Raw genomic sequence first — 12,023 nt, forward strand, 5'->3', positions numbered from 1 at the left:
TAAGTAGTTTTTAGTTGTAAATTAATGTAAGTTCAAGATGACTTTTAAATGTTCCCGTACTTATTCCATCAGCGGTTTTAATTAACCTTGCTGCTAATGGATATTCTGCCATTTTTGTTTGACTATTAATTATCGCCTCTAATTTACTACCATTTTTTATTATGGTTTTATTTCTATTTTCAACTAAATTTAGTGCGATATTTTTTGCAGTTCCATTATTAACAAAATAATTTCCATTATTAGGATCAGCTGTTCCCGCTATCGTCATCGTCGCTTTTTGTGTGCTTATTGGACAATTTTTTAGTTTTATTGAAAAATTGATCCAATCTGTGTTCTGATTATTTTTTAAATCTCTAAGATTTACTTTCTTAAAATCGATTAAATAGTTCTTATTCTCGATCTCACAAGGCGATACGGTTACAGTGCCATAAATATTAATATTTACAGTGCTCGCTATTGTAAAAGCAGAATAAAACAGAAGTAAAAAAATCATCGCTTTCATAGTATTTCTCTTTTATAAATAGACAATATTTGCAGTCACTTTCGCTGATATTGTTCCTGGCGTTCCCTTACCTGACGGACTAAACGCTCGGGTTCGTAGTCCTAGATTAATATCAGTTCGCCCATTTAATGTGACCGTTAATGATTGTTGATTTCCTAGTTTTAGCGTGCCTGTCCAATTTTCTAATTGCACTGCAATATTTTTAGCACTTCCTTGGTTTTTATATAAACTACTCGGATCAGCAGTATCCGAAACACCTGTAAACGTAAGCTTTATTTGATTAATCGCTGTAGAACAATTTTTAAAATCTATATAAAAAACATTCCAGCTAGAAGCAGAATTTGCCTTTTCAAAATTAGCGGCGGGTATATTTTTTAAATCAACATTAATATTTTCGCCACTCGAAATATTGCATGTCGCTATTTTAATATTGCCGATAAAATTTAAATTAACGCTATCTGAAGCCCAAGAGATTGGACTTATTATTAGCGCATTTATTAAAAATAACTTACTTATTATTTTTTTCATTTTCATTTCCTACACGTAGCAGATATCGACAGCTCTATTTTAATTAGCTGTAATAATGCAATTTAATTAATAAAATATTTATATTATTTATGGCAAACCACGGTAGTTTTATAAAGTCCTAAATAATCAGAGACACCCAATAAATTATAATTTGCACTACATTGTTTATCATTATATTTTACAATAAATTGTCCTTTTTCACTTAACCCAGACAAATAAACTTCACCATCGTCACCCACGATGTTATTTAATTGAGGATTATCTTTAAAAATAACCTGTGCACCAAAAGGAATGACTTCACCATTTTCTAACGTCAATGAAATTAATGCACGATGCCCAACATTTGCAGAAAAATTTGCTTTTACTAATGCACCACGGCTAGGAGAAACCGTCTGACTCGTTAACGCCATTTCAGTATTTTCTGGTAGTGCAGTTGTATCAATATCGATTGTATTTTTACGATATGGCGTAACATAAGGCACTAAAGCATAACCATAACTGTTAGTTTCTACTCCTGCTTGATTTAACACAGTCACATTACCTGCATCAGGAATATCTACAATAGCCGCAGTCTCACCAAGCTGTTGACCCAAGACAACCCCCTCAGAATGAGCAACTAAACTGCCATTAATACCATAATATAAATTATAGTTATCCTTACTATATCCACTACCACCAGTCACCTCACCGTACTTACCCTTATACGATGCGTTTAAATTTCCAGAAGATCCTTGATCTTGGTTCGTAAATGCTTGCTGTAGACTCCAATTTAATCGATTATTTAATTGAGATGCGGATAACCCCACACTTCCTGTACTTGGACTTTGACTACTACTATTTGTATTAAAATTATAATAAAACGTATCATCAAAAACGTTAAAAGGAACACTTACTGAAAGCGCTAATTGATGCTCATTCTCGCTTTTAGAATAATTAGATGATTTATAAGAATATGTATTTGTATTTTTATTATAAGTATAATTTAGGCCATAACTAATACCTTGCCAGCTGTTGTTGTATCCCACGGTTGCTGACTGCGTTTTTCTATCACTATTCCAATAATTCTCTCTGACATATCCGACGGAAAGAGAACCGTACTGCTCTCCCAGATTCTGATTAATCGTAATTTCTGCTCGATTACGGCGGCGTTCTATTTCTGGCGTATTAACGCCATTTCGATATTCATCAAAAACTTCCGCTAAACTATAGTATCCGTCAGTCGAATAACGGTAACCCGCTAACGCAATATTCGTTCCTATCGTATTGAGATTTTTGTTATATCTAAAACGATAAGACTGCCCATGCGATGTATCACCATTATTTAATGTGGAATGGGACTGTATAACATCAATCGATATTGCACCTAATGCACCTAAATTTTTGCCCGCACCAATAGAATATGATTGGTAATTATGACTAAGCTGGCTTCCTCCATAAACTGTTGTTCCATAAGGCAAACCATAGATTAATGTGAATTGTCCAAATTTCTGTTTTTCAATTTCTTTATTATAAGCACGATATTCCCCTCCAGTGACACTATAAGATAAATAACCTTCACGCTGTAAAACGGGCAAAGAAGCAAAAGGAATGATTTGATGCTGTTCACTCCCATTAGACTCTTTGATAGTGACATATAAATCACCGCTACTTCCTGTTGGATATAGATCATTAATTTCAAAAGGCCCAGCAGCAACTTCTGTTTGATAAATCGTATAACCATTTTGCCTAATCGTAATCTGCGCATTACTACGTGCAATACCGCGCACAACAGGTGCATATCCTCGTAAACTTTCTGGATACATATCATCATCGGTAGAAAGCTGTATCCCTCTAAAAGGCACGCTATCAAAAACAGATGCAGGTGATACACCATCGCCTAAAATTAATTGGCTTTTGATCCGATTAATACTGCGCGATAAATAGGTATAAACAGTATCCCACTTCCCCGAATATTCATCACTATTAGACCAAGTTGTATAATTTCTTAAACGCCAAGGACCTATATTTATACCAGGTCTTAAATTAAGATAGTTTGATGTTGAATTTGAACCATTACTTTTACGATCATAATTTTTTGAACCACTATAACTATAATTTAATAATAGTGCTGTAATACCATTATCTATATTACTCAGATCAATAAACCCTCTAGGTTTTTTATTTAATGCAATTTGTGGAATACTTAAATACAACCGCTGAGAATTAAATTCAAAATCGCTTTTTGCATTAGGGATTGTAGACAAATTCACACAGCTATTTTCTGTTTTGTTTAAATCTAAATATTCTTCAGTTTTAATACCAAATTTAGCAAGATCAGTTACTGATAAACAAGGTATTAACTTACCATTGTCTTTTTTTTCAAATTTAATATTTTCAGTAGAAATCAAATCAGTATTAACATAAATATCAACATAATATGTACCCGGTAATTGTTCATTACTTTCAAACTGAGATAAATCAATTGTACTTTTATTAGGCAATTCTAAAAAGTCAGGATCAAAGTAAACATTATCTACATTAGGAACCTTTGCATATAACGAGGCTGTATAGCCTAAATATAAAAATAGGCTAATACATATTTTATTCATTTTCATATTAAAACCTAATTTTATAGAAGGTTATATTTTTATTTCTGATAAATCAGTAATCGCACCATAATCATTAATAACTTCCCAATTGATAGTGCCATGATTTTCTTCATTATTAATATCAAATGATTTTACTGAGTAAGGAGCAACATAAGAAACATCTTCAACAGCTTTATTATTGAACTTAATCATTTGAAAATTAAAAAAATAAGGTGTTGGGTTTTTTACATTTATTTTATTTCCCACTTTTGACCATTCTAATTTTTTCTGTTCTTCTACAAAATTGACATTTTTTAATTCTTTAGGTCTAAAAATTAATTTCATCTGTGTTTTAAATGCGATTTGCAATGAGTTTTCTGTTCTCTCTGTTGCTGGAATTGTTTTAATATTTAACCAAAAAAGAGACTCTCTATCTTTAGGTAACGTATTTTCAGTTAAAAATATTCTTAACGCATTTGTATTACTACCGTTTAACCTAAATAATGGGGGCGTTATAGTAAAATTTGATTGTTTTTTTTCATTAACATCATCAATCCAAGACTGAATTAAATAAGGAATATTATCTGGATTTTCGACACTAATACTGACGTCTTTTTTTCCTTCATCATAAATAACACGAGTACCGCCAATAACAACCCCCGCATTTGCGGTATTAAAAAAAACAAAAAAAGTCATCAACGAGTAGATAATAAACTTCATATCTTCACCATAAATAGAGTAAAAGGTTCAATTCCTTTTAAACCTTTTATTGTTTAGATAATATTAATTATAATTAATAGTAAATGTTGCATTACCATTTGCAGGACCCGCTGTAACAGTATCGGATTTAGCGATATAACGAGCTCGAAAATCTAAATTATTAACAACACCAGCCCCTGTCTTTAATGGATAAATTTTAGAAGCCGTAAATAATGGGACTACGGTATTTGTATCATCTGTGATTTGAATACCAACGCCAGACGCGACACCGGTTTCCTTTTTCAACGCAATAACACTATCATCACCAGAATAAGATTCGGCATCAAATTTTACGGCAGCACTACTTACTGTAGTGGGACAATTAATTAATTTAATTGTAAATTTTGTTGCAGCAGCTGTACTCCCCGTACTAGGTAATGCGGTTTTAGATACCTTACCTAAGTTCACTTTTAATGCATCAGATCCCGAAGCAAGTTCACAAGCGTTATCTATAATTTCACCTGTAAAATCAATAGTGCCATCTGCAGCTAAAACATTATTAACTGCAAAAATAGAACTACTAGCAATGAATATTGCAAGTAAATTTTTCTTCATTTATTTTTCTCCAAAGAGCCATTGTTAATATAATTATTAATATTATTTTAATATATTGATTAATTTATCGATTAATGTATTTACCAACTTCAAATCAGTAATTAACTCAATATATGAGTATTATTATATTAATTTTTATAATAAACAAGTTTTGGTTATAGCAGAATAATATATGAATTATTAATGCAATGCAGTATTTAAATCTAACGAAACCCCTTATTAGTTAATAGATAAAACTTATTTTTAATTAATTCAAATTTTCACATATTGATACAACATTGTTAAATCAAAATAAAAGTTAAAAACCATTTTTCAATAATAAATAAATTTTTATATTGTTTTCTAACCTATATAGTGTGAATTAAAAAAGCGCCAATTCCCCTTGACAATATAAGTTATCCTTTCAATTTATTTTAGTATATTAAAATATTAACGCGTGTTTTTTAGAGAAAACTTCATTTAACCCATTAATTGAAATTTGAACGTAAAAAGAATAAAAACCATACATGAAAATATTTGACTTTATTTTTAAACACAAAAAAAGAGCAAGGTTTCCCTTGCTCTGATTTTATATCGGAGTACTTTTTTGCTATTTTTATAAAAACATTATGATTAAATTGAAAACCACTTCTTATTAATCTTAATCAGCGACATTCTTATCTGGCATATAAGAACCAATATTATAGGCTTCTAATTTTGGTGCTTTATCAGAATTAAGATCAAAATTAAATATCGTTATTGTGCCTGGTGTTGCGGGTAATAAAAATTCAGGTGACAGATTTAAAAATACCTTACAAGCGGCACGAATAACACCACTGTGCACGACGGCTAATAAATCACTATCCTCTTTATGTACCCATCCTTGTAATGCCGCACCAATACGATCGCAAAAATCAAACCAATTTTCACCTTTAGGTGGCGTATAAGTTCCTGCTCGCCAATTTTTGTATTTATCTGCATGATGTCTTATGAGTTCTGGTTTTCGTTGTCCTGTCCATTCTCCCATATTTAATTCACGCAATAATGGCTCTTTAACCGCTTCTGGATGACCAACAATTTCTGCAGTTTGTACTGTTCGCCCTAAATCTGACGTAATAATCCTAGCGGGTGATAACAATTTAATACTCTCTCTTATCGCCATTGCTTGGTTTATACCTTTTGGTGATAAACAAGAATTTGCATGTCCTTGTAAGCGTGATTCCATGTTCCATAAGGTTTCACCGTGTCTTAATAAAATTAGTCTCATTATTATTCCTTAATTTAATGGCTTAAAGACCATATCCAAGAATTTGGAACCAAGTGAATATCGCAATAGAAATTACCGATGCACCAACAAAACAGGTAATTAATCCATATTTCATTTGGTCTAACACAGTAAAGTAACCACTTGAAAAATAGATGGTATTTACTTTTGAATGTGGTGGTAATGTAATGGTATATGTGAGTGTAAAAGATGCAGCCAATGCTAATGTTACTGGGTCCATACCTAATGTTTTGGCAAGTGCAATAATGGCTGGAATTAATATGGTCGTTTTCACGGTTTTACTGGTAAAAATTAAATGGCTATACATACAGATAAAGACAACCACAATATAGACCATCGTCGTACTCATATTTTCGAGTCCGAGCCCATAAACCATTTTACCAATTAACCATTGTGCACCTTGTGTGGATTCTAAAGTATTACCTGCCGCATAAGCACCTGCTGCAAATATCATAAGATCCCATTTGATATTGGCTTCATTCCACGTTAATAAGCCAATACGAGGCATCAAACAGAGAATGGCAGCAATAACTGCGGTCATATAAACGCTAATTTTGAAACCAAACATATCTAGGTGATAACTTTCGGTTGCCCATAAGAATACCGCCATTAAAAAGATATACATGGCTTTTTTCTCATTCTTAGTTAATGCACCAAGTTGAGAACGTTCTTTTTTTAATTTCTCTAGCGAACCTTCAAAATCCACTTCCCCTTTAAAAGAGAATAATTTTAATCCAATAAAAAAGGAGATAGTCATACCAACAATAGCTAATGGAAAAGAAGCAATTAACCAATCCATATAACCAATAGAACCGCCGGCTTGTGAATTGATAAATCCAACAGCAATAATATTAGCCGCGGTACCCGTCATTACACCGGATGTTGCCAAAGCATCAGCTTGTACACCTTGCAACATCATTAATTTCCCGTAATTACTTTTTCCAGGAATCGCCTTATGTATCTCTAATAAGATCATACAAATAGGCACCATTAATGTCGCACGGGCAGTCGTTGAGGGAACAAAGAAAACTAAACTGAAGTTAATTAATATAAGGACAAATAACGCTTTTTTGGGTGTTTGACCAAATTTGGTGATCATCCATAAAGCAAAGCGTCTCGCAATATTCGATTTGATCATAGCGGACGTTAAAACAAATGCTGAAACCATCAGCCAAATAACGTCATAACCTAATGTACCGAAAACCACTTTCTCTTTTGCGACAGTTCCCGTTATTGGAAGTAAAACAATCACGAGCATTGAGGTTAAATAAATGGGTAAAGATCCACACACCCATAAAATTAACGCAGCACAAAAAATAGCAATGGCTTTTTGCCCTTCAATACTTAATCCATCTGGTGTTGGCATAAAAAATAAAACGAGTAATACCAATAAAGCTAAAGGTATTCCTATGGTTTTTAAGGTTATTTTCTTACCGTTTTGTTTTGGTGATGATGGCGCTGGTTTAGCGATGTCATCTCGCTTCGCAGTCTTTTCCATAACCGATTCCTCTTAATGTGTAGGGTAGGAAGCCCAGTATAGAAACATTGAGGTATAAAGATAATTGTATTAATATATTATAACTATAAAAATAATTTATGGTGTTGAGATGAATTTAAGCCAACTTGATGCTTTTCTACTGCTTGCCAACGGTTTTAATGTTACTGAAACCGCAGAACGCCTATTCTGCACTCAACCCAGTGTGAGTATTAAAATCAGAAAACTAGAAGAAGAATTGCAAACAACATTGTTTGAAAGGATCAATAACCGGCTTTATTTAACCCCTCAGGGTAAGGTTTATCAGCAATACGCGACTCAAATTATTAATTTAGTAAAATCGTCTTCTGAGCATATGCGACAATTTGATGATCCCTCTAAAGGTGAAATTAAGTTTGGTGCTAGCCATTTTGTTGGCGTTTACCTCTTACCTCAAATTATGGCGCAGTTTAGAGAACAATACCCTGATGTAAAATTAAGCATGGATATCTCAAGCTCAACACAACTTATCCGCCAGCTTGATACCCAAGAATTAGAGTTTCTGATCATGTCAGATCACATCTATTTAGATCCGACGGAATATCATCTTGATACCTTTCTTATTGATCCCTTGGTGCTTATTTGTTCACCTGAACATTGGCTGGCAAAAAAGAAACATTGCCGATTTTCTGATATTGCATCAGAAGTTTTTCTGATCAAACCCGAACACTCTGCTACCCGTGATTTTTTATTAGATAGGATCCAAGAAAATAATAAAGAACTCAAAAATGTGATGGAAATAAATAGTTTAGAAGGAATAAAACAGGGAGTTATTCACGGTTTAGGGATCTCAATTTTATCTCGTTTGTCTATCATGCAAGAATTAAAATCAGGTCTTTTATGTGAAATTACATTTGATGATATTCAATTTAGCCGAGGTATTCGTTACTTTTATCATAAAGAAAAATATATCTCTCCAGCTACTAAGAATTTTTTATCTATCTTACAATCTCAAGCTCAAATTTTAACAAAAGATATCAATAAATAAATTTATTGGCTAAATTCTTAGTGCTATTACTTTAAGAATATCAGCGTATCAATATTCTCATTAAATCGTTATCATATTCACGCTTACTTCTTTCTATTAGCTCTTGCTTAAAAGGATTTTATGCGTAGAACACTCTCTTCTTATCACCCTATTCTTTATTCTTTGAGAGTGGCGCAACGTCGTTTCTTTCGCTCTCTTAGTTGGCGATTTTCAGGTCGAAAATACAGCAGAGATGTTCAACCAGAACAACGACTTTCACACCGTTATCTAAAACACACATCTAAATTAATTAGTCGCCGCGGCGAAAGTGATATTCAATTACAATACAATAAAATAACGAATCTTAAATTAGTTGAAAAAGCGTTAGATGGCATCGTGATAAAACCTGGAGAGTATTTCTCTTTTTGTTATTTAGTCGGTAAACCTAGTTATAAAAGAGGTTTTATTGATGGTATGCAACTCTCCTATGGAGAAGCAAGAAAAGGTGTAGGTGGGGGAATTTGTCAGGCAAGTAATTTAATACATTGGTTAGCACTACACTCTGAATTAAACGTAATTGAAAAGGCAAACCATAGTTTTGATCCCTTTCCTGATGAAGGACGAGTGCTTCCTTTTGGCTCAGGTGCCGCTATTTTTTATAACTATGTAGATCTCGTCTTATATAATCCAACCCCCTATGATTACCAAATTAGATTACATGTCGCTGATCATCAATTAGAAGGCGAACTCCTTTGTAGCGAAGCAAGGGAATATCGTTATCATATTTATGAGAAATCTTCCTCTTTTATCAAAAAGGGAGAGCATGTGTATCGTTGTAATGAAATTTGGCGAGATATTTACACTAAAAACAATGTAGGTGCCTTCCCTCAATTAATTACATCAGAATTGCTTTATAAAAATAGTGTAGTTGTGAAATATGATATTTCAGATGAACAACTAAGTTAATTCACTTAGATATATTTTTATTACTCAATTAAAATATTAATTTATTATTCTAAATTTATCTTCTTATTCTGAATAAATAACAACTTTCCTCTTAAAATTAAGAATACCTTAAATCGGCGTGTTCTTTTTTCATTAAGATCATTGAGTTATCAAATAGAAACCTTATCTATTTATTATGGTCAAATAATGGTGATTAGGTTTCTATTCAATAGGTCATATAATGATGATAAAAATTGATTATCCACAAAAATTAGAAGTTGGTGATATTGTATTTACGTGTATTGGTACCTCTTTATTTCGTCAAATTTCTTCTGCTTCTTTATGCTGGAGTAATCATGTTGGCATTATTATTGGTCATAATGGCGAAGATTATTTAGTTGCCGAAAGTCGAGTTCCACTCTCAACCACAACCACATTAACCCGCTTTATTAACCGCTCTGCGGGTAAGCGTTATGCAATACGCCGTCTATCAACACAACTCTCTGACGAGCAAAAAAATGCACTTGTTGCACAAGTTCCTGAAAGATTAAATAAGCTTTACCACACGGGCTTTAAATACGATTCTTCCCGTCAGTTTTGCTCTAAGTTTGTTTTTGATATTTATCAATCAGCACTCTCTATTCGTGTTGGTGAAATAGAAACATTCCAAGAATTATTAAGCAAAAATCCTAATGCCAAATTACAATTTTGGAAATTATGGTTTATTGGGCAAATACCATGGGAAAGAACCACTGTTACGCCAGCAAGTTTATGGCAACATCCACATCTCTCTTTAGTTTATCAAAGTCATGAAAATATTAATTAACACAGTGTATTAGCATCATAAAAAAGAAAATAATAGCTTTTACAATACTGTTTATTCATAAAATCAGAATAAGATCCAACCCCTCTCTTTGTAATAGAGAGGGATTTGGTGTAAAACTAAAAATAATATTCTGTAAATATAGATTAATTACTCTTTATCTATTCGTCATTTAGGGATCACTATGAAATACCAAGATGTTACGAAATCACCCTGTGAGAATGCTTATTTTTTAGTTTTTAACCTCAACTACTCACCTGAAAACCGCGATATTCTAATCGATTTTTGTAATAATTTTTCTGGTCTGATACGTAGTATGAGAACACGTTTTCCTGAATTGGAAACAAGTTGTGTCATGGGATTCGGTGCAAAGGCATGGACTACATTATTTCCCAATCAGCCAAAACCCAAAGAGCTAAATACCTTTAAAGAAATTAAAGGTGACACTTATACTGCGGTTTCTACTCCGGGCGATCTTTTTTTCCATATTCGAGCTCTCAAAGTTTCAGCCTGTTACGAATTAGCGTCTATCATCAGCCAAAAGCTAAAGGATATTGTTACACCTGTTGATGAAGTTCATGGATTTAGATATTTTGACGGGCGTTCTATTATTGGTTTTGTCGATGGAACTGAAAATCCAGAGTATGAAGATGAGCGTGCTTCTTATGCCGTTATTGGCGATGAAGATCCTGAATTTACAGGTGGCAGTTACGCCTTTGTACAAAAATATATTCACGATATGGAAGCATGGGAAAAACAGCCTCTTATTGAACAAGAGAAAGTCATAGGTAGGCACAAATTCAATGATGTAGAGTTAACCGATGAAGAAAAAGAACCTGGTTCACATAATGTGGTAACCAATATCCAAAATGAAAATGGCGAAGATTTAAAAATTGTCAGAGCCAATATGCCTTTTTCCAATCCATCCCAAAATGAATATGGTACTTACTTTATTGGCTATGCCCGTTATTTTTCAACAACTAACCGTATGCTAGAAAATATGTTTGCAGGTACACCCGAAGGTCATACGGATAAATTGCTTAAATTCAGTACCCCTGTAACAGGTACATTATTCTTTGTTCCATCCCCTGAGTTTCTGGATGATCTAGCGTAATTTATTACAAGTAGATATATAGGCCTGTTACTTATATATCTACTTTTTATTATGGGTTTTTCTTTGGATCAATTATAAACCGAAAACATTAACGTAAAATTCTTTGCCGTCGTCAGTACTTTCAATAGTATAAGTAATAGGGATCGAGTTTTTACCACCCGCACCTTCAAAAGAGAGTTCGGCAGCACATGAGTAAGTATCTCTTTTCTCATCATGTTCACGAGTACGTACGCTTTCTACTTTGATCTTAATTTGATCGATCACTGCCGCCATTTTTTGATCGCGTAATTCGTCTTTTGTAATATCAATCACTAAATTTTTGGCTTCAGTACTATTACAGCTAGGTGTTGCATCACTACATCCCACTAAAGGTAATGCTAATGCACCTAATAAGGCTAGTTTTAGAATTCGAGTTTTCATATTGATTAATTCTTCCTTACTCACAAGATAAAATAAATTTTTCAA

General features: G+C 33.0%; 12 protein-coding genes. 4 read left to right on the forward strand and 8 right to left on the reverse strand.

Going from position 1 to position 12,023, the window contains the following annotated elements:
* Nucleotides 1–10: 10 nt before the first annotated feature.
* The 7 genes from DK865_RS02395 to DK865_RS02425 form a co-directional block, all read right to left on the reverse strand.
* Entirely contained in the window at nucleotides 11–502 is a 492-nt protein-coding gene (locus tag DK865_RS02395; protein WP_109391093.1) for a fimbrial protein, read from the reverse strand.
* A gap of 12 nt (nucleotides 503–514) precedes the next feature.
* Complete coding sequence (locus DK865_RS02400; RefSeq protein WP_036913744.1) at nucleotides 515–1,030, reverse strand: fimbrial protein; 516 nt, start codon at nucleotides 1,028–1,030, stop codon at nucleotides 515–517.
* An 83-nt stretch (nucleotides 1,031–1,113) separates the two neighbouring features.
* Complete coding sequence (locus DK865_RS02405) at nucleotides 1,114–3,624, reverse strand: fimbria/pilus outer membrane usher protein (protein WP_109391094.1); 2,511 nt, start codon at nucleotides 3,622–3,624, stop codon at nucleotides 1,114–1,116.
* Between the two features lie 24 nt (nucleotides 3,625–3,648).
* Nucleotides 3,649–4,317 carry a fimbrial biogenesis chaperone gene (locus tag DK865_RS02410; RefSeq protein WP_036913745.1) on the reverse strand — a complete coding sequence of 223 codons (669 nt, stop codon included), beginning with the start codon at nucleotides 4,315–4,317 and terminating at the stop codon, nucleotides 3,649–3,651.
* A 63-nt stretch (nucleotides 4,318–4,380) separates the two neighbouring features.
* Nucleotides 4,381–4,911, reverse strand: coding sequence for a fimbrial protein (locus DK865_RS02415; protein ID WP_023582659.1), 531 nt, complete (start codon nucleotides 4,909–4,911; stop codon nucleotides 4,381–4,383).
* A gap of 640 nt (nucleotides 4,912–5,551) precedes the next feature.
* Nucleotides 5,552–6,157, reverse strand: coding sequence for a histidine phosphatase family protein (locus tag DK865_RS02420; RefSeq protein WP_023582660.1), 606 nt, complete (start codon nucleotides 6,155–6,157; stop codon nucleotides 5,552–5,554).
* A 22-nt stretch (nucleotides 6,158–6,179) separates the two neighbouring features.
* Nucleotides 6,180–7,673, reverse strand: coding sequence for an SLC13 family permease (locus tag DK865_RS02425; protein WP_023582661.1), 1,494 nt, complete (start codon nucleotides 7,671–7,673; stop codon nucleotides 6,180–6,182).
* A gap of 109 nt (nucleotides 7,674–7,782) precedes the next feature.
* Here DK865_RS02425 and DK865_RS02430 point away from each other — a divergent pair, with 109 nt between their 5' ends.
* From DK865_RS02430 to DK865_RS02445, 4 genes are all read left to right on the forward strand, one after another.
* Nucleotides 7,783–8,697, forward strand: a complete 915-nt coding sequence (locus DK865_RS02430; RefSeq protein ID WP_109391095.1) for a LysR family transcriptional regulator — start codon at nucleotides 7,783–7,785, stop codon at nucleotides 8,695–8,697.
* 120 nt (nucleotides 8,698–8,817) lie between these two features.
* On the forward strand, nucleotides 8,818–9,642 hold the full coding sequence (locus DK865_RS02435; protein ID WP_036913747.1) for a VanW family protein: 825 nt from the start codon (nucleotides 8,818–8,820) through the stop codon (nucleotides 9,640–9,642).
* A gap of 226 nt (nucleotides 9,643–9,868) precedes the next feature.
* Complete coding sequence (locus tag DK865_RS02440) at nucleotides 9,869–10,447, forward strand: YebB family permuted papain-like enzyme (protein WP_194295171.1); 579 nt, start codon at nucleotides 9,869–9,871, stop codon at nucleotides 10,445–10,447.
* A gap of 181 nt (nucleotides 10,448–10,628) precedes the next feature.
* Nucleotides 10,629–11,558 carry a Dyp-type peroxidase gene (locus tag DK865_RS02445; protein WP_023582664.1) on the forward strand — a complete coding sequence of 310 codons (930 nt, stop codon included), beginning with the start codon at nucleotides 10,629–10,631 and terminating at the stop codon, nucleotides 11,556–11,558.
* Nucleotides 11,559–11,630: 72 nt separating this feature from the next.
* Here DK865_RS02445 and DK865_RS02450 read toward each other — a convergent pair whose 3' ends face one another.
* Nucleotides 11,631–11,978: a hypothetical protein gene (locus tag DK865_RS02450; RefSeq protein ID WP_036913749.1), complete on the reverse strand. Its 348-nt coding sequence runs from the start codon at nucleotides 11,976–11,978 to the stop codon at nucleotides 11,631–11,633.
* Nucleotides 11,979–12,023 lie beyond the last annotated feature (45 nt).

Origin of the sequence: Proteus cibi, from assembly GCF_003144405.1 — a bacterium.
Lineage (GTDB): Bacteria > Pseudomonadota > Gammaproteobacteria > Enterobacterales > Enterobacteriaceae > Proteus > Proteus cibi.